This window comes from Parabacteroides sp. ASF519 (genome assembly GCF_000364265.2).
Taxonomy (GTDB): domain Bacteria; phylum Bacteroidota; class Bacteroidia; order Bacteroidales; family Tannerellaceae; genus Parabacteroides; species Parabacteroides goldsteinii.
Map to the genome: position 1 here is coordinate 2,622,523 of NZ_AQFV02000006.1, position 21,095 is coordinate 2,643,617.

Annotated in this window: 21 protein-coding genes; 5 read left to right on the plus strand and 16 right to left on the minus strand. The window is 45.6% G+C overall.

The genetic code is table 11. From position 1 onward, the window contains the following. Window positions 1-42 precede the first annotated feature (42 nt). Together C825_RS10145 and C825_RS10150 are read right to left on the minus strand one after the other, a co-directional pair. Complete coding sequence (locus C825_RS10145) at window positions 43-1,311, minus strand: sensor histidine kinase (RefSeq protein WP_010802398.1); 1,269 nt, start codon at window positions 1,309-1,311, stop codon at window positions 43-45. A gap of 4 nt (window positions 1,312-1,315) precedes the next feature. Next, window positions 1,316-1,996, minus strand: coding sequence for a response regulator transcription factor (locus C825_RS10150; RefSeq protein WP_010802399.1), 681 nt, complete (start codon window positions 1,994-1,996; stop codon window positions 1,316-1,318). Between the two features lie 97 nt (window positions 1,997-2,093). Between C825_RS10150 and C825_RS10155 the strand changes: the two genes are divergently transcribed. The 5 genes from C825_RS10155 to C825_RS10175 all read left to right on the plus strand — a co-directional run bounded on the left by C825_RS10155 (window position 2,094) and on the right by C825_RS10175 (window position 5,226). Continuing rightward, complete coding sequence (locus C825_RS10155) at window positions 2,094-2,603, plus strand: GFO_1088 family ECF-type sigma factor (protein WP_007659067.1); 510 nt, start codon at window positions 2,094-2,096, stop codon at window positions 2,601-2,603. After that, window positions 2,600-3,127, plus strand: coding sequence for a PG0215 family putative anti-sigma factor (locus C825_RS10160; RefSeq protein ID WP_010802400.1), 528 nt, complete (start codon window positions 2,600-2,602; stop codon window positions 3,125-3,127). Before C825_RS10155 ends, C825_RS10160 begins: the two co-directional genes overlap by 4 nt. 13 nt (window positions 3,128-3,140) lie before the next feature. After that, a complete protein-coding gene (locus C825_RS10165) occupies window positions 3,141-3,614 on the plus strand; it encodes a DUF6108 family protein (RefSeq protein ID WP_010802401.1) in 474 nt (157 codons plus the stop codon). A gap of 20 nt (window positions 3,615-3,634) precedes the next feature. Further along, window positions 3,635-4,522 (plus strand): outer membrane beta-barrel protein, encoded by an 888-nt coding sequence (locus tag C825_RS10170; RefSeq protein ID WP_007659064.1) that lies wholly within the window; start codon window positions 3,635-3,637, stop codon window positions 4,520-4,522. A 308-nt stretch (window positions 4,523-4,830) separates the two neighbouring features. Continuing rightward, window positions 4,831-5,226: a YkvA family protein gene (locus tag C825_RS10175; RefSeq protein WP_007659063.1), complete on the plus strand. Its 396-nt coding sequence runs from the start codon at window positions 4,831-4,833 to the stop codon at window positions 5,224-5,226. A gap of 121 nt (window positions 5,227-5,347) precedes the next feature. Here the strand turns inward: C825_RS10175 and bioD are convergent, their stop codons facing one another. From bioD to C825_RS10245, 14 genes are all read right to left on the minus strand, one after another. Further along, window positions 5,348-6,031, minus strand: coding sequence for a dethiobiotin synthase (gene bioD / locus C825_RS10180; RefSeq protein WP_007659062.1), 684 nt, complete (start codon window positions 6,029-6,031; stop codon window positions 5,348-5,350). Window positions 6,032-6,034: 3 nt separating this feature from the next. Further along, entirely contained in the window at window positions 6,035-6,796 is a 762-nt protein-coding gene (gene bioC / locus C825_RS10185) for a malonyl-ACP O-methyltransferase BioC (RefSeq protein ID WP_007659061.1), read from the minus strand. Then, entirely contained in the window at window positions 6,772-7,431 is a 660-nt protein-coding gene (locus C825_RS10190; RefSeq protein ID WP_007659060.1) for a DUF452 family protein, read from the minus strand. Before C825_RS10190 ends, bioC begins: the two co-directional genes overlap by 25 nt. Then, complete coding sequence (locus C825_RS10195) at window positions 7,428-8,567, minus strand: 8-amino-7-oxononanoate synthase (protein ID WP_010802402.1); 1,140 nt, start codon at window positions 8,565-8,567, stop codon at window positions 7,428-7,430. The genes C825_RS10190 and C825_RS10195 overlap by 4 nt, the downstream gene beginning before the upstream one ends. Before the next feature lie 3 nt (window positions 8,568-8,570). Then, the gene (gene bioA / locus C825_RS10200) at window positions 8,571-9,848 is read right to left on the minus strand and encodes an adenosylmethionine--8-amino-7-oxononanoate transaminase (protein ID WP_007659058.1); all 1,278 of its coding nucleotides are present in this window, start codon (window positions 9,846-9,848) and stop codon (window positions 8,571-8,573) included. Between the two features lie 13 nt (window positions 9,849-9,861). Continuing rightward, window positions 9,862-10,842, minus strand: a complete 981-nt coding sequence (bioB, locus tag C825_RS10205) for a biotin synthase BioB (protein ID WP_010802403.1) — start codon at window positions 10,840-10,842, stop codon at window positions 9,862-9,864. Window positions 10,843-10,854: 12 nt separating this feature from the next. Then, a complete protein-coding gene (locus C825_RS10210) occupies window positions 10,855-11,259 on the minus strand; it encodes a hypothetical protein (RefSeq protein ID WP_010802404.1) in 405 nt (134 codons plus the stop codon). Between the two features lie 13 nt (window positions 11,260-11,272). Further along, window positions 11,273-12,934, minus strand: a complete 1,662-nt coding sequence (locus C825_RS10215; RefSeq protein WP_010802405.1) for a peptide MFS transporter — start codon at window positions 12,932-12,934, stop codon at window positions 11,273-11,275. Window positions 12,935-12,953: 19 nt separating this feature from the next. Next, entirely contained in the window at window positions 12,954-14,021 is a 1,068-nt protein-coding gene (locus C825_RS10220; protein ID WP_007659053.1) for a DUF4831 family protein, read from the minus strand. Window positions 14,022-14,291: 270 nt separating this feature from the next. Next, window positions 14,292-14,657, minus strand: a complete 366-nt coding sequence (locus tag C825_RS10225; protein WP_007659050.1) for a DUF3244 domain-containing protein — start codon at window positions 14,655-14,657, stop codon at window positions 14,292-14,294. 116 nt (window positions 14,658-14,773) lie between these two features. Beyond that, window positions 14,774-16,375, minus strand: a complete 1,602-nt coding sequence (locus C825_RS10230; RefSeq protein WP_007659049.1) for a tetratricopeptide repeat protein — start codon at window positions 16,373-16,375, stop codon at window positions 14,774-14,776. A 309-nt stretch (window positions 16,376-16,684) separates the two neighbouring features. Beyond that, window positions 16,685-18,196 carry a bifunctional ADP-dependent NAD(P)H-hydrate dehydratase/NAD(P)H-hydrate epimerase gene (locus C825_RS10235; protein WP_007659048.1) on the minus strand — a complete coding sequence of 504 codons (1,512 nt, stop codon included), beginning with the start codon at window positions 18,194-18,196 and terminating at the stop codon, window positions 16,685-16,687. Window positions 18,197-18,296: 100 nt separating this feature from the next. Then, on the minus strand, window positions 18,297-19,619 hold the full coding sequence (locus C825_RS10240; RefSeq protein ID WP_010802407.1) for a sensor histidine kinase: 1,323 nt from the start codon (window positions 19,617-19,619) through the stop codon (window positions 18,297-18,299). Continuing rightward, a complete protein-coding gene (locus tag C825_RS10245; RefSeq protein WP_010802408.1) occupies window positions 19,616-20,983 on the minus strand; it encodes a sigma-54-dependent transcriptional regulator in 1,368 nt (455 codons plus the stop codon). The genes C825_RS10240 and C825_RS10245 overlap by 4 nt, the downstream gene beginning before the upstream one ends. Window positions 20,984-21,095 lie beyond the last annotated feature (112 nt).

Here is a 21,095-nt window from a genome sequence, read left to right on the forward strand (position 1 = left end):
GCAAAGAAAAGGTGACATTTGGGAAAGATTTGGGAAAAATGATTATTTGAATGTTAAAATGAACTGATGCAGCCCATTATATTCATATTTTATATTTATCCCGTAAATGGAAACAATCGATTTAACGATCGCTAATCCCAGTCCGGTTGAATCTTTCTTATGTGTCTGTTTTTCAAAACGGTTGAACAAAGTAGCTTCATTCAGTTTCGGGCTATCACAACTGTTGGCAACAGTTAATGTACGGCTGGTTACTGTAATGGCGATTGTTCCGTTTTCTATATTATGTATAAACGCATTCTTTAATAAATTGCTGACCAGGGTGGCTGCCAGCGATTCGTTCATCGTATATGTTAATAAACCGGTTTCCGTATAGGATACCTGTATATTTTTGTATTCATACATCTCTTTAAAATCCGGCAGGAGTCTGTCGATCAGCTTGTTGAACTCTATCCCGGAGGTGTCGGGGAACTGTTTGTTGTCGATACGTGAAAGGAGTAACAAGGATTTGTTCGTCTTTATAATCCCACGGAGCGTATGATTGATTCCGGCTATTTCGGAAAGCTGTTCTTCCGTGCAATCAGGGTCCTCGCTAAGAAGTTCCAGTTTGTTCATGCAGATAGCTAACGGTGTTTGCAGTTCGTGGGAAGCATTCTCGACGAACTGTTTTTGTTGGTTATACATGGCTGTATTCCGTTCCATGGCTGTTTGTATGGCCGTATTCAGGATTTTGAATTCTTCCACTTGGGTTTCGTTTACCAATGGAGCCGGTTGTTTTCCGGGGCGGTATTCTTTCAGCCATTTAACGAGCGTATAAAGAGGGCGGAAGCTGGATTTGAATACAAAGTGCGATACCAGCAGGATACAACAGAGCAGGCTGACATATAATATAATGATACTCCAGAAGATTGCTTCGGCCATATCTTCTTTCTCGAGGGTTGAAGTTTCGATGGTCAACTCGTAATATTTCCGGTCGGAAGTCATGAACCAGGTACGTAATACACGGACCGGTTCGTATTCCATTTCGATTTCGATATAGGTGGTGGAGTCGAAGAACTCGTCTTTATCCAGTTCCGCTTCCGCCTCCGGGACTTCACGGATATAATATTTGGTCATGATGTCGACATGGTCACGCAGTAATGTGCTGTCGGCAAGGACACTCTTGATAATGATCTCCTTATAATTCTCCAGGCTGTCGTTGGTCTCGTCGTCTATCTCATGCATGATGACGAAATAGAAACAGCAGGCCCAGGCGGTCAGGATAATCAATAACGGAATCGACAGGTTGCGGAATGTATAGTGGATCAGTTTCATCGTGTTATTCTTCGTTTACCATTTTATAGCCAAAACCGTAGACTGCTTTGATTTCGGCTGTCGCTCCGGCAGACTTTAGTTTCTTGCGCAGGTTTTTTACCTGGCTGTAAATAAAGTCGAAGCTGTCTGCCTGGTCGATATAATCTCCCCAGATAGATTCGGCCAGTGCCCCTTTGCTGATCAGGCGGTCGGGGTTGGTGACAAAATAGTAAAGCAGGTCGAACTCTTTGCGGTTCAACACCAGTTCTTCTTCATTAATATATACGGCATGGCGGTCCGGGTAGACAATAATGTTTGCTAGGTTGATATGCATTTCGCCATCCTGTTGTTTCCGGCGGATGATGCATTTGATCCGGGCATTCAGCTCGGCCAGGTGGAAAGGCTTGGTCAGATAGTCGTCGGCACCGAGGTCGAGACCGGTCACTTTATCTTCGATCGAGTCTTTGGCGGAGACGATGATAACACTGTCTTTCTTCCGCATCTTCTTCAATTCTTCCAGTAAACTGAGGCCGCTACCGCCCGGCAACATGATATCCAGCACGATACAATCGTAATCATAATCGTTGATCTTCAGCAAAGCATCCTGATAGTTGGCTGTACTTTCCACGACATAGCGCTCCTTTTCCAACGAACGGATCATTACTTCACGCAAAGAATCTTCATCTTCTACAATCAGAATTTTCATGGGCTATCTTATTTATTTACAAAGTTATGCAATAATTCTGGCAAAAAACTGGAATTTTCGTGTTATGTTTTCCTTCCTTTGTCGTCATAATAACAGAATGGAACTTGAAACGTTTAAAATAACCGTCTTACCACTCCGGGATAAGCTGATCAACTTTTCTCTGAGACTGATGCAGGAAAAGGCCGATGCCGAGGATATCGTACAGGAGGCTTTTTTGAAGCTGTGGTATATCCGTGAGAAGCTGGACGGCTACAATAGCGTGGAAGCACTGGCGATGCAGGTTACCAAGAATCTGGCTCTGGATAAACTGCGAGCCCGCCGGCCGGAAGGTCCTGATATAGAGACGCTATCGCTGGATTCGGGATACCGTTCACCGGCTGAACAGTTGGAACAACAGGATGCCGCCGCCCGTATCCGGCAACTGATCAGCCAACTGCCTGCTGTTCAGCAAACCATCATTCGGATGAAAGATGTGGAAGGCTATGAGATTGCGGAGATAGCGGAGATAACCGGCTCTCAGGTCGAAGCTATCCGTTCCAACCTCTCGAGAGCCAGGAAGAAGATACGGGAACAGTTTTTATTATTAAATAAACAGGAGCAATTATGAATATAGATGAATTATTGAATCGGTATTTTGAAGGAGAGACTTCGGCGGAAGAAGAGCAGAAGCTCCGTCGTTTCTTCGCTTCAGACAATGTTCCGGAAAACCTGTCTGCCTACAAACCTTTGTTTGCTTATTTCGATGAGGAGATTGCGGCTGAAAGGGATATGGCAGAAGAGATATGGTCGGAGATCGCTCCCGAAGCACTTCCGGAAAAGCGTTTCCGGTTGAATCGCAAGTCGGTGGTTTATGTCCTGTCGGCAGTTGCTGCTTGTGTGCTGGTGTTCTTGGGAATCAGTCAGTTGCTCTATCCGGCCGATCCCTGTTTCTGTTCAGATAATTATGTAGTGATAAACGGTCGGTGCTATACCGATATCCATAAGGTTCGCTCTTCGGCTTTTGAAGCGTTGCATGAGGTGGCCACTCCTGCAGACGAATATTTTCCCGAAGAAGATAAGGATGAAGCAGATCGCCGGATCATAGATAACCAATTAAAGGAACTCGGTTCCATATTCAGTGATGACGAATAAAAAACATGTTGCGATGAAACAGATTAAATACACATTATTAGTATGGTTGGCGGCCCTTATGCTGTTTCCTGCCGGAGTAGGGGCAACAGATGCTGAGGTCTTGCAGAAGGACCTGAAGATACAGGATGTTTTCCAGCGTTACGGTCGTAAAAAGAATGTAACGATGGTGGAACTTTCCAACGAAATGCTCGAGACGTACGGTATGACCCGCTATAAGAGCATTACGATCAAGAATGATCCGGATGCCTTGCGTTTCACCCGTCAGTGTTTGGAGGCAGACCAGAAAGGCGCCCGTAAGATTAAGGAAGTGACCGACGATGGCGGTGTGATTTCCGCTTATTACCAGTTACCGGGTAAGGAGGCCGATATAAACCGTTTTGTCCTTTTCAAAGTCAATGCAAAAGGCGTGATAACCCTGGTCTATATCGAAGGAGATTTGGATAGTGATGACCTGATTACTATCTTGTTCACTAAAAAAGATTTATAAACGAATAAAACTATATGAAGATGAAAAGATTAATACTGATTATGGCAGCCTGTCTCCCCGTGATGGGTTTGTTGGCAGCAGAGGTAGAACCGATATCGGCCGATACGATTATCACATTGGAAAAGAAACGTATAGAAGTCAAAGATAACGGCGACCGGATGAAGGTGCGGGTATATGAGCTGGATGAAAATGGTGAAGCGGTTGATGATGAAATGGTTTTTGAAGGGCACTACCGTGACGGGCAAAGTTATGAACGCCGCAAACATATCAAGACGTTGAATATACCTGTTCCCACCTGGGACAGGGACTTTTCTGCCCACTGGGCCGGCTTCGGTATGGGCTTCAATAGTTTCGATGGAGACGATGTTTCGCTGCGCAAAGGGAAATCGCTGGAATATAATCTGAATTTTATGGAGTTCAGCTTTCCGTTCTCCCGATATAACTGGGCGCTGGTGACCGGTGCCGGTCTGCGCTGGAATCGTTACCGTATAGATGAAAACGCTCATTTCCAGGAGGTAGACGGTGTTACCCAGCTGGTTCCTGCTCCCGAAGGTGTTGTTTATAAAAAGAGTAAACTGAATATGACCAGCCTTACCATTCCTGTATTGCTCGAATGGCAGACACCGAAGAAAAGACATAAACCCCGTTTCTTCGTTTCCGGTGGTGTCGTTGGAGTGATCAAGACAACCTCTTCTTCCAAAGTTGTTTATGATGACGAACGTGGAAAGACCCGGAAGCAGAAAATGGATGGTGGCATGAACCTTCGTCCTGTTACGATGGACCTTCTTTTTCAAGCGGGTGTCGGCTGCATAGGGGCTTACTTCAAGTATTCGCCTATTGAAATGTTTGAGAGTAAAAAAGGACCGGCTCTTCATCCGGTTTCTTTCGGGTTGCAATTGCATTTGTAGAAATAATTGACCCTTGCTCCGGACGCTTCGTTTTCCCCCTTCACGGACGTTCACCCGCTCAGGTCTTTCCCAGGAAACACAGCTTCCTCTTTGGATGGGCGATACCGACACCTATATAAATATAACAGATCCTTTCTCATTCAACAGTCGGTATCGCTTCGGCTTTTGCCGGTTTCCTGTTGTTTAGCAGGTTTAGTCGGAAGTATGAACAGCGGAAGATAAGGATTTGCATGGCTGGATAAAATTAGTATCTTTGCCCGTAGGAAGGGGCAGTCTGTGAACTGCTCTGATTGGTAAAAACAACGAGTATGAGTACAAATAGAATTGAAGATGTTCCTTTTGAAGAGGTACACGAAGTGCAGAAATACGGAACCTATTATTCGGATAACCGTTTTTGGAAAAAGGTTGAACGGGTAGCCAAAAAGGTGGGAGCCACCGTGTTGTTACCGGTATTTACACTTTATTATATGTTGCAGGACGATAAAGTTTCTCTCCAGCATAAAGCCTATATTGTCGGTGCCCTCGGTTATTTTATCCTGCCGATTGATTTGATACCGGACGGCATCCTGCCTGTTATCGGTTTTACGGATGATATTGCCGTAATGACGTTGGTCCTGAAGTTGGTAAAAGATAGTATCACTCCTGAAATCAAGGCTCGTGCCAATGCCCGGGTATCGGAGATTATTGGGACGGATAATTTGTAACGGGATACTTTTTAGCGATTACTAGTTGATTGGTTTGTTTTGACGGTGACCGTCAACGAGAGGTGACGATCTCCGTCAATGGTGGTTGACGACTTACGTCACTTCTCGTTGACGACTGTCGTCAAAGTAGCTCGGTTATCGAAATATCATTTATATTCATTTCTTCTTTATATTCCGGCAAACAGATAAATGCTGTTCCCGGAAACTCCTTTTCAAGATACTGGGTGAGATACTCCATCGTATTATCGGCAATTAATTTGTCCGTTTCCGGATAGAGATTGTAGACCAGTGCTTTTACTTCTACTCCATATTGTTTACAGGCAAAAAGGCTGAGCAGGGTATGGTTGATACTTCCCAGTTTTCCGGAGGTGACGAGCAGGACCGGATAATTTTGTTCCTTTACGTAATCGATGGTGAGCGAGTTGAAATCATTCGGAACCATCAGTCCGCCGGCACCTTCGAGAAGGACATATTCATATTTCTCCTGTAACTTGCGTGTCGCTTCGGTGATGGTCGACAGGTTGATGGTGCGTCCGTCGCGTTCGGCAGCCATGTGCGGCGAACTGGGATACGTGAAGATGTAAGGACAGGTGAGGCCGGCCTTATCCTCTTCGGTAAAGGGGATATCCTGTAATTGTCGGTGCATTTCAATATCTTCCGATATTTCCGTACAACCTGTTTGTATCATCTTCTGGGTGATGACCGTTTTGCCCTTTTCGGCCAGGGCACGGGCGAGGATACCAGTAGCATAGGTCTTGCCGATATTGGTGTCGATGCCTGAAATAAATAAGACTTTTCCTTTCATTTTTTATGCTTGTTTTTTTACTGCCAGCACATAGAGCGGGCGGTAAGTGAGTGTTACCTGATTATTATTTGTATGGAACAGTTCCTGATAATCCCGGCAGAAATCTGTTTGTTTGCCGCGTGTCCAGGTGCCGTCGCCGGTAGCGGTTACCCCTGTATGCTTTAAATGGCGGAGTACATCGAGCGGTGTGTCGAAAGTGAGGATTATTTCTTCTTCTCTCAGGTGAATCAGATGAAAATCTTCCTCCAGCCATTCCGTCAGCAGTTCGCCAGAAGGATATGTTAAGCCTTTGCCGGTCAATTGCCTGATCTCTGTTAAATTGCCGGGTGCAAAGGAGTTGAACAGTAAAGTCCCGTTGGGCGAAAGCATTCCGGCCAGTTTATGAAGGAATTGTACAGGCTCCTTCATCCATTGAAATGCGGAAGCAGATGCGATCAGGTCGAAGCGACCGGGAAAGTCGATCTCTTCCGCATTTCCGGCGATAAAGAGTGGTGACTGTCCGGGGAACAGGGAGGCTACTTTCTCCCGGCAACCGTCACAGATATCGTTCAGATACCATTCGTCGATTACGCAGCTTTCTTTCAAAAGACGGGTGAAACCGCCCGTTCCGCAACCGATTTCAAGGGCACGCTGGAAATGGATGTCGGTGTAACGCGATAATATACCGGTGAGTTTCCGGCAGATTTGTTGCTGTGCATCGGCATGCAGGTCGTAACTATCCAGCGCGCGGCTGAAGCGGGTTATAATTCGTTCCACTGTTTCCATAAATAAAAAGGATAATGAGGTGCTGTGATTTCTGTTACCGGGCAACGTCCGTTCCAGTAGTTGCGTTGATTGGCAGCCGGAAAGATATGATCGTCCGAGCTTATAATGGCACGTGTCCATTGTATGGATGTCGTGTCGTCTGCATTTGTCATTGATTGGCCGTTACAAAGATTGTAAATATGTTGTAGCTCGTCTTTAACCTCTTCCAGCGGGCGGGCAGGAAATTTCTCGTGTTGTGCGAGTATATCCCGGCTGCCGCACATCCGTCGGTTGAAACGTTTCATACCTTCGGCTGTCAGGTTGTCGAGTGTTCCCCGGAAGATGTTTTCCGGGATACCGAAGTTGTCGTCTATCGGCCGGGGCGTGCCGTTGATGGCGGTAGCTGTGGTTAGTGCGTATTTCCCGGCTAAAGCCAGTTCTGCCATACGCACTCCCATGGACCAGGCAATCAGATGGATTTCCTTATAGCTGCTTAGGTCTTCATGGAATGTCATGTCCCTGTAATCATAACAGAGCATGATATCCGTTCCGTTCTCTGCTTTCAGTCCGGTGAATGATTCGGGCGAGGCAGACCAGCCTGCAAAGAAGAGGAGCAGACGGGGATGGGAGCTATTGAGTTGTTTTTCTATTTTCATATTTCTTTTATCAGTTGGGTGAGTTGCGCAGTGGTTATATCCGCTGTCAATGAGAAGCGTATCCGTGCCGTTCCTTTCGGAACCGTGGGCGGACGGACAGGGAGACAATAGAAACCTTTGCGTTGTAACTCTTCGGCTTTGCTTATACAATCGTTATTTTCTCCGATTATATAAGGGATGATATGGCTTTCGCTGATTTCTCCTCCTTTGCCTTCGAGGGCATCGGAAAGCAGATGGCTTGTCAGGGTGAGTTCTTCACGCAGGGAGGAAAATTCCGGAAGCCGTTCGAAGATGAAACGTGTCCAGGCTATCTGTGCTGGAGGCAGGGCAGTGCTGAATATCAGCGGACGCATGCAGTTGACCAGATATTCCCGGATGGTCCGGCTACAGACCACATAGGCACCCATAGAGGCGAGCGCTTTACCGAAAGTGCCGACCAGCAGGTCTATCTCGCGGATACAATCCTGTTCTTCGGCTATTCCAAGACCATTTTTACCGCGTACACCGATTGCATGGGCTTCGTCGACATAGAGGCAAACGTTCGGATAGCTTTTCTTCAATTCCACCAAGCGACGGAGGTCCGCAACGTCGCCATCCATGCTAAAGATACTTTCTGTTACGATAAATAACTGTTCGTATTGACCGGCATTCTTCTTTAATAATGTTTCCAACTGATTGTAATCATTATGGCGGTATCGTTGGAAAGGGGCGCCGCTGAGCAGTATCCCGTCGATGATGCTGGCATGTACCAGTTTGTCGGCAAGGATGAGGGTTTGCTTATCGGCCAAAGCCGGCAGTATTCCGGTATTGGCATGATAACCGCTGTTGAAAAGCAAGGCGGCTTCCCGGTTGAAGCATTCGGCCATCAACTGTTCTAGTTCCGTATATACCGTAAAATTCCCGGTCAGCAGGCGGGAAGAAGAAGAGGAGAGAGGATAACCTTTTTCCTTCCATTCTTCAAAGAAAGCTTCCCTCAGATCAGAGCGGGACGCCAATCCCAGGTAATCGTTAGAAGAGAGGTTAAGCATAACCTGCTCGTCTCTTTCTATCCGGTTGCCAGTATGAACGATATCCGGCAAGCTGCGTAGGTTCCCCGCTTCATTTAATTGTTTTAATATCAGAGTATAATCTTTCATTGTTTATTTCTTTATGCACCTCAATACCCCCGAAGTCAGAATCGTCAGCTCTTCCGGTCGGATGATAAACGGCGGCATTAAATAAACTAACCTGCCGAATGGGCGGACCCAAATGCCTGTCTCCACAAAACGACGTTGAAGGATTGCCATATTGACCGGTTCTTTCATTTCAATCACCCCGATGGCTCCGAGTACCCGTACTTCCTTTACATTCTCAAATGATTGCGCCGGAGCCAGTTCTTTACGAAGTTGTGCTTCGATGGCGCTGACCTTCTCTTTCCATCCGCTTTCCAGAAGCAGGGAGACAGAAGCAGAGGCAATAGCACAGGCCAGTGGGTTTCCCATAAAGGTCGGGCCATGCATAAAGCAACCGGCCTCACCGGAACAAATAGTGGTAGCCACCCGTGTCGTGGTCAGCGTGGCCGAGAGTGTCAGATATCCTCCGGTCAGGGCTTTGCCGATACACATGATATCCGGAACGACGCCTGCATGTTCCCAGGCAAAGAGTTTTCCGGTACGGCCGAATCCGGTCGCTATTTCATCAAAGATCAGCAATACATTGTATTGTTCGCATAACTCTTTGGCACGGACCAGAAAAGTCGGTGAGTAGAAATACATTCCTCCGGCTCCCTGTACGATAGGTTCCAGTATCAGGGCGGCGATATCATCGGCATGTTGTTTCAGCAAATCTTTTAATGGAGTCATGGCATCTTCGTTCCATTCTTCATTGAACTTTACGGAAGGTTGAGGAATAAAGTATTGAACGGGAAGGCTTCCGGCAAATATCCCGTGCATGCCTGTGACGGGGTCGCAGACAGACATTGCATGCCAGGTGTCTCCATGGTATCCGCTGCGGATTGTGGCAAATGCGTGCTTCCCGGTTTTCCCTTCGGATTGCCAGTATTGGATAGCCATCTTCATCGCTACCTCGACGGCTACCGAACCACTGTCGGCAAAGAATATCTTTTCCATCTCCTGAGGAAGGATTGCCAGTAGTTTTTGGGCCAGTTCGACGGCCGGTTCATGCGTAATGCCGCCGAACATGATATGACTCATCTTATCCATTTGCTTTTTAGCGGCAGCGTTCAGGACCGGATGATTGTATCCGTGAACGGCCGCCCACCAGGATGACATTCCGTCTATGAGGCGTCTGCCGTCTGCCAGAATGATATTCACACCTTCTGCACCGGCAACCGGATAGACGGGAAGCGGGTCGATTGTCGAGGTATAGGGATGCCATACATGCTCCCTGTCGAATTGCAATAATTCTTCTGTTGTCATAAATTTGTATGTGTTATCCGACCCAGTCGGTTTCTTCTGTTAATGAATAGCCGGCTTCGGTAAAGAGTATTTTGTCTTCCTCTACCTGGCTGCCGATGGTTGTCAGCAAGTCGCCGATGATTGCTGCGTTTATACCTATATATAAGGCTTTCCGTTGTGTCTCCTTACTCAACAGTGAACGTCCTCCCGAGAAACGGAGGTAAGCGTCCGGGTTGATAAAACGGAATAGAGCAATAGTCGTGAGAAACTCTTCTTCCGATAATTGGGGAGTGCCGGCAAGCGGAGTTCCCGGTATCGGTTGTAGCAGGTTTAAGGGGATGGAATGTACTTGTTCTTTTTGGAGTAACAGGGCCATCTCTATCCGTTGTTCCATGGTTTCCCCCATGCCGATGATACCGCCGGAACAGATGCGGAAACCTTCTTCGCGTGCCATATGAATTGTTTCGAGTTTCTGCTCGATTGTATGAGTGGTACATAGGGTACGGAAGTGGGAGGGAGCGGTTTCGATATTGCAATGATAGTTTTCGACACCGCTTTCATGCAGTTCTTTTAACTGTTCTTTGTTCAAAAGACCAAGGGAAGCACAGCATTTGATGTCGCTCGCCTGTTTGATATAGCGGACGGTTTCTGTTAATTTCCTGATTTCTCCGTCCGATAGACGTTTGCCGCTGGTAACCAATCCGAAGCGTTCGATTCCCTGTTGGCGATTGTGTAGTGCCTGATGAACACATTCTTCGGCCGGTAGTAAGGGATACAGGGCGACAACTGTGTTATAATGTCCGGACTGCGCACACCATTTACAGTTCTCGCTGCAATTCCCGCTTTTGGCATTGATGATGGAGCAGGTATCGAATTTATTTCCCATGAAGTGACGCGTGATTTGATGGGCGGCCTTATATAAAGCCTCTTTATCGGGAGATTGGGATAAGGCGACGGCCTGTTCCTCATTGATGGTTCCCCCTTCAATAACAATCTGTTTAAGTGTTTCAATCATATTGGTTGTCTTTTATGAAATAGAAAAGCGGGAAGTCTCAGCATAACTGAAACTTCCCGCTTTAGGATATATACATATAATAATGTAGGCAAACGAACCCGCTGCCGATGTCTGTTTTACCGTCTGTAAAGAGAATAGAAGAGGCAACATTTGTGAAAGCCACGATATAGCTTCTGCACACGATTGTTCCTGCAAAAGTTCAGTCTCTTTCTTTGCTTCTTCCGGACCGATTTGTCCGGTCAATAATACAGACGAATGGTTGGAACCGTTTTTAATCTGGAATCTTTCTGCCACATTAGAAGAAAGTTGCCCGATCGTAACGGCTCTGCCCAGACTGAAGAATGCAGCATACCCCTTCCGGCTCCATCTTTTGAATCGGAAAGTCTTTTGTTTGAGATATGTCTGCTGCAACTTCATCTGTTAGCTTTTATTATTTAGCTACTTTTTCCAGACGTTTCATGATAGAGAAGATGAACAGTGCCGACAGCAGACAGCATACGATCAATACGCTCCATACCATCCACAACTGCATTCCGCCCCACAGATAACCGATGATGGCCACCAGATAGTTACCGATAGCCGTAGCTACGAACCATCCTCCCATCATCATACCTTTATATTTAGGAGGTGCTACTTTCGATACGAAGGAGATACCCATTGGTGAAAGCAATAACTCAGCGAAAGTCAATACCAGATAAGTCGATATCAGCCAGTTCGGCGAAACCAGAACATCGGCAGAGATACCGTTTGCTTCAACAGCTGCCGGAGTAGGCAATCCTAAAGAACCCAACGCCATGATAAGGAAACCGCAGGCTGCAATCACCATACCGATACCGATCTTACGCGGTGCAGACGGCTCTTTCTTTTTCTTTGCCAGATATCCGAATACGGCCAGCGATACCGGAGTCAGCACGATTACAAAGAACGGGTTGAACTGCTGGAAGATCTGCGGCAGGATACTGACCGTTGAATCCATAGAACTGTAACTCCATCCCAGTAAGCCAAGCATGATGACAAGGACAAGCCCTGAGATTCCTTTTGCTTTGCCTGTTTTTGACTGGAACAAAGAGAATCCTGCATAAACAATAACCAGCAGGAAAGTAAGGTTTACGATATTGAATCCTAAACGATCCAATCCCGTCACGGCCTGTGCGGTATAGTCGCGTGCAAAGAATGTCAGTGTCAAACCATTCTGGTGGAAGGCCATCCAGAAGAAAATAACTACGGCAAATACCAGCAATAATGCCTGGATACGTGCTTTTGTCTGTTCCGGTGTCAGTTCTTCTTCCTGTACATTAGCCGGTTTAGCTTGTTTAGAGTTGTAATCGGCATGCTTGAATGTCGGACGAAACACTACATAGATCAACATGGATACGATCAGAGAGATACAGGCAATAGCAAAACCATAGTTGTAAGCCTCTGATAATTTGTCAATATAAGTAGTACAGAATGTCGCTGTATCACCAACGAAGTTCTGGGCAGCCTGTAAGCCGCTCAGGGTTGTTGCTCCTTCTTCAGTAATCGTTCCGTTCAGGAATTGATGGGCTAGTGAAGGAAGTTGCGGAACATAAGTGAATCCGGCTTTTCCCAACATCTTGTTAGTGATCATGGTAGCCGCAGTCGGAGCATACATGGCACCGATGTTGATAGCCATATAGAAGATACTGAAAGCAGTATCACGTTTAGCTTTATACTCAGGAGCATCATACAGATTCCCTACCATTACCTGCAAATTCCCCTTGAACAAACCCGTACCACAGGCGATCAGGGCTAAAGCACCGAACATCAATATTTTTCCGGTAGAGGAAGGGGTGGGAATAGATAACAGTACATATCCGATAAACATGACGACAATACCTGTTGTTACCATTTTACCGTAACCGAATTTATCGGCAAGAATACCTCCGATGAGTGGCATAAAATACACTGCAGCTAAGAAAGAACCGAAGATGGTCGATGTCTCGGCGGCTGTGAAGCCGAACTTAGCTTGTAAGAATAAAGTAAAAATTGCGAGCATCGTATAATACCCGAAACGCTCGCCGGTATTCGCTAAGGCTAACGCGTATAAACCTTTAGGTTGTCCTTCAAACATAGAAATTTAAATTAGATTATTATTGAATTATTTGTTTTATGGCGCCGGTCTCCGGATAGAAATAGACTTTCACCGGAGCTTTTTTATCTTCGAACATAACAGGAGCAAGCCCTTCGCGTGAACCGAATTGCGTAATTTGTGCATCTCCTTTATATAGTGTTTTCTTGTTCATGCTGATTTCAATACTAGCTTTGCCGGGTACATTATAAACAATGCCTTTCAATGATTTTTCCTTCTTTTCGGCTTCTTTTGGGTCGAGTACCGGAGCACGTTCGGTCGCTTTTAAATTCATATAGACCGGGACACCTCCGAGGTCGTCTGCATCGACGATACCCATCAGATTGGAGAAGCGGAATAAGACTTCTTTTTCCAGATTATCGTAAGGGGTAATGCTCACTTCGTAATGAGAAGTTTCTTTGGTAAGGATACCGGTAAACAGGTTGGTCAGCGCCTTTTCCTGTTCTTCTAACTGTTGGATAACCAGCTTCATCGCTTCACCGTCGGGTGGAAGATTATCTGCATCTCCGGTCAGGATATTCAGACGGCTTTCACGGATACGGTAGATTTGTTTGGCGGCAACTTCTGCCTGCCTGGCTGTAGAGCCTGCCATCAGCAACTCTTCCGAAAAGACGGAGGCATCCGTCACTTTAGCCGGTCCCTGGCCATTTTTCTTTATTGTCTCAAGTTCTGATTCTTCCGGTGTATATTCTGCATTGATGGAACACAGGAGGCCATCTTCCGTCAGATAAGCGTAAGGGGCAACTGTACCACTTTTAAATTCAACGATATAAGTGTTGTCCGGGTCGGGTATTCCTTTGTTTACCAACGATAGTTTTCCTAACTCATAGTATACCTTATCTTCCGTTATCGCATCTTTCACTCCTAAGTATTTTTCTGCATACTTGTAGTAAGGACCGGCTTTGCAGGTAACCTTTGTAACTTCTGCATCAACGATCAGTTGTGTTTTTGGCAATGAGTAGGTAATACCGAAATTATTAGCTTTAACAGCGTTTTTCTTTACCACTTTGGTTTGTGCCATGAGCGGTATGCTAAACAAAAGACATGCTATTGTGATCAGATTTTTCATATCTAAACAAATTATTTATCTCAATTATGATTGTACAAAACTATGAAATATTTTGTTAGAAACCAACCTTAGAACCTTCTTTTAGACTTTTGTAATGCAGATGAGCAGTATGATTATGGCACTTTAGTTGGGGAGGGATAAAAAAATCATAGTTAATGTTTTGGTTAAGGGAGAACAACTCATGAGTGGAAAAGGAGATCGAGATATAGAGGGGTCGGTTAAATCGCCCTCATGAGTTGTATATAAACATAAATTTAGCGCGTTTAATGCTTATTCTATTTCTATAATGAAAGAGCCGGTAAGATATCCGTATCTATGCACTAATTCCAATGTATATTCACCATTCTCAAGATTTAATGGAATAGTATATACTTGTGGACCAGAGGCTGATACGCATTCTTCATAGACTACCATACCTGTATTATCTTTTACCTGAATAGTCAGGTTGCTAAGCGGACTGGTAAATTCGATTGTCAGATCTTGTCCTTCTATTGAAGCTGTAGGAGGTGCCGGAAAGATAGATTTAATATCCTGAGGACCCCATTTACCTTTAGTCGGGATATTATCTGCATACATGTTTTGAGCACAGAATGCTCCACATATTACTAAAAATAAAGCTGTGATGAACTGTCTCATAATCTTAATTAATTTAATTGTCGGTTGATAAAATTGAAAATGCCTTACAAATGTATAACCCATATTGGAATATAGATTATATTTTTGTTGACAAAATGTTGACAATTGATAAGCTGTTATAAATCAGCTATAAACTGGTCGAATTTTTCGGTGTTTTCAGGCTCATGTGTCAATTTTTTATACAGTCTTTTCCGGCATTGTGTGACTCCGGAGCTTGTTAATCTCATCAATGATGCAATCTTTTTAACAGGAATGCCAATTTTGACCAGGTAACAGACTCGTAATTCTTCAGTAGAGACATATGGAGATAAGTCAAAAATACGTTTTGAGAAATCGGAATAAGTCGCATCGATCAGTAAACCCAGTTCTGACCATTCGCTTTCCGTAAGTCCGGTTTCGGTCTTATGTATTTTGATATATAAAGCAGACTTTTTGAGATCATGTTCTAATATCTCTAATGTATTTTGTTTTAAAGAGATTTGTCTGTTCTCCATTTCCAGCATTAGCTTTTGGGTTTCGAACAGTTGTTTTTTTACGTCACTCAGCGTTTCCTGTCCGTTGGAGAGTGCGTTTTCCAGATATTTGATCTGTTGTTTATTATCTTCTATATGTTGTTGGCTTTGTTTGTATTGTTGCTCTTTCAGGTCAAGTAGCTTTTTCTTTTTCTTCTGTTCTTTTTTGAAAAAGAAAAAGCCGGTGAGAAACAGAAAGACCGTGATGATCAGTATTTGATATATTATGATCATTTGTCTGGCTGCCTCTTGTTCATACTTTAGTTTCTCATCTGCTATGTGTTGGTAGTTGAACATGCTCTGTGTCATGCGTATATTTTCATAATGAGAGTTGACCCTGATTGAATCCCTCAGTTGTTCATAATGGTCCCAATACTTGAAATAGTCTGTAAAGTCGGATTTCTTTCTTTTTATCTGGGCTAAAAAGTATAAACTGCCTGCCTGGGTATAGATATTGGGACTCTGTAAACTTTGGCTCAAATAGTATTGGGCAGAATCGTATTGTGCTGTTTTTAATAAATATTCTCCGTATGTTAGAAATAAATGGTATTCCAGACTGGGAGTAAAGCAAGTTTGTATTGATTTTTGTATGCAATCGCCCGCTTCTTCATATTGACCGATTTTCATGTATAAATTACCTAAATCATTGTATAAAGAAGATGAACTTTCAGGGGTGGCTGTTTTTATCGCTTGCTGATAATAATATATAGCACTATCCAATTGTTGTGTTTCTGTAAAGACACGGGCAGTATTGCGCAGAGCGAGAGATATTCTGGTTGAGTCGTTACTCCCTTCTAAAAGAGATAATGTCTTTTTGTAAAGTGGTAACGCTGTTTCGTAAATATCCTGATAAGAATAAAGCGTTCCGAGGCTATTGTTTATTTTTATAAGCAGGTCTGTGGAGTTCAGGCTTTCACCTAATTCCAATGCTTTCAAATAGGCTTGTTGTGCTTGTAAGGCATCCTGCATATCGAAATAGGTTCTTCCCATATAATAATATGATAACGCCAGTGAGGCAATATCATTATGGTTTTCATAATAAGTGACGGCCTTTTTTATCAATGAGTCGGAAGTAATTGTAATATAGTTTTTATCCAAAGCCTGCGTAAACAGCAGGCAATAAGAGGCATATTCCCTGTTTGATAATGTTTCGGGTGATGGTATCTTGTTGAGAATGGCCAGCGCACTGTCAGGAAGTGTTTCCATTAATTTTTCTGCCTGCAATAGTTCTGATGAGGCAGAACTCCTCTTGGAACAGGAAGAAAAGCACAGGATACAGATTAGCAGAAAGTATAAAATAATATTTCGGGGTTTACTTGTCATTTGCGTATATTTGGTGGCCGAATATATCGCTTTTTTTTGAAACAGAAGTTGATAATGAATGTTATATTTTGGAAGTTATTCGGGAAGGAGGATAAGCGTATTGAATATTAAGCAGAGTCTGGCTGTATAAAAAAGTAGCCGGACCTGAATAGGGGCCGGCTACCGGTATAAATGGGAAATAACTTTATCTGTTTATTTGATTTGCTTGAATGCTTTTCCGAGCATATCGGTGATGTCTCCGGCAATCATACTTTCTTCCGAACGGTAAACAGCTGCCAGGTCGCCAGCCGTGCCATGAAGGAAAACTCCTGAAACAGCAGCCGTTTCGGGTTCTGCCCCTTGAGCCAGCAGTCCTAGAATAATGCCGGTCAGGACATCGCCGCTGCCGGCTGTCGCCATGCCCGGATTGCCACAGCTGTTGAAATATACGTTGCCGCTTGCCGTGCAGGTTGCTGTATAAGTGCCTTTAAGTACTACACACAGTTTATGTTCGATAGCAAAAGACTGTGCTTTCTTCAGGCGCTCGAACATGCTGTTGCTTTCTCCGGCGATACGGTCGAACTCCTTCGGATGCGGTGTGAGGATGCTGCGCGGAGGAATGCGGTTCAATAAATCTTTATTGGAAGCGATCAGGTTTAATGCATCGGCATCCAGCACGACCGGCTTGTCGGTTGTCTGCAACAGACGTTCCAGGGCGGCGGCCGATTCGAGATGTTGTCCTAATCCAGGTCCTACACCGATAGCGGAATAGATGGATATTTCGGGCACGGTCGTGAAATAGTCGGCATGCGGATCGAAGCTGATCATGGCTTCCGGAAAAGCTGCCTGCATAATGACTTCGCCACGTTGCGGGATATGCACGGTCAGTAATCCCGTGCCGCTTCTCAGGCATGAACGGGCGGCAAGCAGGGCGGCTCCCATCTTTCCCTTGCTTCCGGCAATGAGCAATGCGTGACCGAAAGTCCCTTTATGGGAGAATTTATCGCGGGGCTGGAATACTTCGGAGATATCGTCTTCCGTCACCATCATATAGGGAGTAGACGTATTATCGACGATATCCGGGTGAATACCGATGTCCAACACTTTCCACTCACCGACATACTGAGCATTTTCGGGGAAGAAGAAAGCCAGTTTCGGGAATCCGAATGTCAGCGTCAGGCTTGCCCTTACGATAGAATCCGGATCATTCGTCTGGTTATTCTCCCCGAACAATCCGGAGGGAATATCGATAGATACGATCGTAGCATCCGACTGGTTGATATATTTTACCATTGCAGCAAAACCGCCGGTCAACGGACGGTTCAGGCCGGAACCGAACAAACCGTCGATCACGACATCGCGGTCGGTCAGTACCGGAGGAACGAAGTCGGCTACCACTTCGGTAAATTCAACCTTCTCCAATCCGAGTATCCGTTGCTTGTTCATCTCACAATCAAAAGAAAGATGCTCGGTCGGGTTGAACAGATAAGTTTCAACCCTGTAACATTCGTCCTTCAATAGCCGTGCGATAGCGAGTGCGTCGGCACCATTGTTTCCCTGTCCGGCAAATACGATGATACGGGTTTGCTTGGAGTAACGGCGGCAAAATTCGTGCACGAAGACCGTTGAGGCGCGTTCTACTAAGTCGATAGAACTGATCGGTTCGTTCTGGATTGTGTATTGATCGAGTTCTTTTACTTTGTCTGTTGGAAATATCTTTATCATAACTGTAGGATATCAGAAGTTTATTCAGCATACAAATGTATAACAAACTTTGCTATGTTGTTCCCCCTTTTTTAAAAAGGAAAGGAAGCATTTTCGCCAATCAGGCGAAAGTAAGCAGGAAACGGCTTCCTTTCCCTGCTTCCGAGATAACGGTCAGGCTGCCTTTGTGCATATACATGATCTGCCGGGAAATACTGAGTCCGATACCGGAACCGACAGGCTTGGTCGTAAAGAACGGTATGAAGATGCGCTCCTGGACGTCTGCCGGAATGCCTGTCCCATTATCGCTGACCTGAATATAGTTTTTACCTTCCGCATTGATCCCTGCCGATAGTTCTATCCGGGGATTCTCACATTCCTGTGTCGCATCCAGCGCATTTTTTATTAGATTGATCAGTATCTGTTCGATCAGAGCTTTGTCGGCGATGACCTGTAAATGCGATGCCGAAGGCAGGACTTTTATGCTATCCGTTTCCTTCCTGAATAGCAGGGCGACATTGTCGAGCAAGCTGTCGACAGGTATGATTTCGGGGACGGGGGTAGGAATGCCGGTCACTTTTCTATAGTTCTCAACGAAGCGGACCAGGCCGCTGCTTCTCCGGAAGATGGTGTCGACAGCCTGATGTATCTCTTCGCGTTCCTCGTCCGTGATAGGATCCGAAGTCTGTTTGCTTTTCAATAACTCGGAGAGGGATACGATCGGTGTCATGGAATTCATGATCTCATGTGTGAGAACCCGGATGAGTTTCTGCCAGGCTTCCGTTTCTTTATTTTCCAGTACCGAGCGGATATTCTTCATGCTGACGACGGTAAGCGGCTTGTTCAATACCACGAATGACATGGATGACAGGATCAGTTGCGAGAAATCTTCCTGGCGGTGGACTTGCAGGATAGACAGTTCACCGGGATGCAGGATGCGCAGCCGGGCAGGAAGTTCCGGATGGTAAGCAGCCAGATCGTCTATCGTTTCGGCAAAGTTCAGGCCGGTTTGTATTTTGGCTGCCTGGTTCATCCATTCGACCTGTCCCGTTTCGGGAGAATAAACGAAGACGGAGAGGTCGATATGATTGGCCAGTGCCTGGAAATATTGCAGTTGGCTTTCCTTCTGCTGAAGATGTTTCTTATAGAATTGCAAAGCCTCTTCCACCGCTCCGGTCAGTTCTTGCGGGAGGGCATCCGACGGTTCCTGGTGTGTTGTGCCCGAAGAAAGGAAGTCGGAATAACGTACCGACCAGACAAAATGCCGGAATAACCGGTCGCTCCGTTCCATCTGCCGGAGCAGGTACCAGGCTTCTATCAGGAGAATCATGCCGGCAATGAAAGCGGAAATATAAAACTGTCCCGCCACCAAAAAGGCAAGAACCAGGCTGGTGATTACTATTAAAAGGATCAGTCCGATAGCTTTTTTCGAGTATTGTTTCATAAGCCGTATTTTTCCAGTCGCCTATATAAAGATGTACGCGTAATACCTAAGAGGTCGGCAGCCTGTGTCAGGTTTCCGGAGCAATGATGCAAAGCCTCCTGTATGGTTTTCTTTTCCAGCTCTTCCAGGTTGAACTTTTCTTCCTTTTCGTGGTAGCTGGAAACGGGGGTACGGAGCATGAAGTCGTCGTACTGCAACTTTTTTTGGTCGGAAAGGATGACGGCCCGTTCAATGACATGTTGCAGTTCGCGGATGTTGCCCGGCCAGTTGTATTGTTTCAGAAGCTGACGCGCCTCCCGTGAGAAGCCTTCGATCTCTTTTTTATATTTATGGCTGTACCGTTTCAGGAAATGATCCGCCAGGAGAGAAATGTCGTTTCCCCTTTCCCGTAAGGGAGGAATGAAAATCTCGATCGTATTGATGCGGTAAAGCAGGTCCTGCCGGAAACTGCCGTCCTGTACAGCGGTATGGAGGTCGGTATTGGTTGCGCAGATCAGCCGGACATTGATGGAAGTCTCTTTGGTCGATCCCAGGCGGTTTATCTTCTGCTGTTCGATCACCGTAAGCAGTTTGGATTGGAGCATAAGCGGCAGGTTTCCGATCTCGTTCAGAAAGAGCGTGCCACCGGATGCGATCTCGAAACGTCCCGACTTACTTTTATTTGCATCCGTAAAAGCCCCTTTTTCGTAACCGAACAGTTCGCTTTCAAACAAGTTGTGCGGGATGCTTCCCAGGTCGATAGGCACGAAAGCCTCCTGGTTACGTGACGATTGTTTATGGAGCGTATAGGCGATCAGGTCTTTTCCCGTCCCGTTTTCGCCCTGCAAAAGAATGTTGGCATCCGCGTTCTTCAACTTTTCTACCGTCTTGAATATCTTTTCCATGGCGGGAGATTCGCCGATCACTTCCAGCTCCGGTTCCGTCGTGGTGAGGACGGACTTCTGTTCTTTCAGCGTCTGCACTTCTCCGCGCCGCAGGCTGAGTTCGAGTGCCGACGAGATGGTTGCCAGCATCTTCTCGTTCTGCCAGGGCTTAGGGATGAAATCGGTGGCTCCCGCTTTGATAGCGCGGACGGCCTTTTCCGTATCCGAATAGGCAGTGATCAGGATGACGACAGTCTCGGGAGATATTTCGCGGATGCGTTCCAGCCAGTAAAAGCCTTCTTTTCCGCTGACGGCATCTGCCGTGAAATTCATATCGAGCAGGATGACATTGTATTTGGTGGTCGATACGAGCCGGTTGATCTCTTTAGGGTTCGTGCAGATCGTAACACTTTCAGCCAAAGGGCGAAGCAGCATTTTCAGCGTAAAGAGAATGTCTTCGTTGTCGTCGATAACTAATATTTTTCCTTGTCGTACTGCCATTCGTTCTTTATGTATTGATTAGAAGTTCCAAACTTAGGTAAAATTTCCGGATAGCCGGTCAAGAATGTACCAATTATTGGCAATGAAAAGAGTTGGCTTTTCTTATATATCG

Coding starts and splice junctions, on each gene's coding strand:
- C825_RS10145 (WP_010802398.1), bottom strand. CDS start 1,311: ATGAAACTGATCCACTATACATTCCGCAACCTGTCGATTCCGTTATTG.
- C825_RS10150 (WP_010802399.1), bottom strand. CDS start 1,996: ATGAAAATTCTGATTGTAGAAGATGAAGATTCTTTGCGTGAAGTAATG.
- C825_RS10155 (WP_007659067.1), top strand. CDS start 2,094: ATGGAACTTGAAACGTTTAAAATAACCGTCTTACCACTCCGGGATAAG.
- C825_RS10160 (WP_010802400.1), top strand. CDS start 2,600: ATGAATATAGATGAATTATTGAATCGGTATTTTGAAGGAGAGACTTCG.
- C825_RS10165 (WP_010802401.1), top strand. CDS start 3,141: ATGAAACAGATTAAATACACATTATTAGTATGGTTGGCGGCCCTTATG.
- C825_RS10170 (WP_007659064.1), top strand. CDS start 3,635: ATGAAAAGATTAATACTGATTATGGCAGCCTGTCTCCCCGTGATGGGT.
- C825_RS10175 (WP_007659063.1), top strand. CDS start 4,831: ATGAGTACAAATAGAATTGAAGATGTTCCTTTTGAAGAGGTACACGAA.
- bioD (WP_007659062.1), bottom strand. CDS start 6,031: ATGAAAGGAAAAGTCTTATTTATTTCAGGCATCGACACCAATATCGGC.
- bioC (WP_007659061.1), bottom strand. CDS start 6,796: ATGGAAACAGTGGAACGAATTATAACCCGCTTCAGCCGCGCGCTGGAT.
- C825_RS10190 (WP_007659060.1), bottom strand. CDS start 7,431: ATGAAAATAGAAAAACAACTCAATAGCTCCCATCCCCGTCTGCTCCTC.
- C825_RS10195 (WP_010802402.1), bottom strand. CDS start 8,567: ATGAAAGATTATACTCTGATATTAAAACAATTAAATGAAGCGGGGAAC.
- bioA (WP_007659058.1), bottom strand. CDS start 9,848: ATGACAACAGAAGAATTATTGCAATTCGACAGGGAGCATGTATGGCAT.
- bioB (WP_010802403.1), bottom strand. CDS start 10,842: ATGATTGAAACACTTAAACAGATTGTTATTGAAGGGGGAACCATCAAT.
- C825_RS10210 (WP_010802404.1), bottom strand. CDS start 11,259: ATGAAGTTGCAGCAGACATATCTCAAACAAAAGACTTTCCGATTCAAA.
- C825_RS10215 (WP_010802405.1), bottom strand. CDS start 12,934: ATGTTTGAAGGACAACCTAAAGGTTTATACGCGTTAGCCTTAGCGAAT.
- C825_RS10220 (WP_007659053.1), bottom strand. CDS start 14,021: ATGAAAAATCTGATCACAATAGCATGTCTTTTGTTTAGCATACCGCTC.
- C825_RS10225 (WP_007659050.1), bottom strand. CDS start 14,657: ATGAGACAGTTCATCACAGCTTTATTTTTAGTAATATGTGGAGCATTC.
- C825_RS10230 (WP_007659049.1), bottom strand. CDS start 16,375: ATGGAAACACTTCCTGACAGTGCGCTGGCCATTCTCAACAAGATACCA.
- C825_RS10235 (WP_007659048.1), bottom strand. CDS start 18,196: ATGATAAAGATATTTCCAACAGACAAAGTAAAAGAACTCGATCAATAC.
- C825_RS10240 (WP_010802407.1), bottom strand. CDS start 19,619: ATGAAACAATACTCGAAAAAAGCTATCGGACTGATCCTTTTAATAGTA.
- C825_RS10245 (WP_010802408.1), bottom strand. CDS start 20,983: ATGGCAGTACGACAAGGAAAAATATTAGTTATCGACGACAACGAAGAC.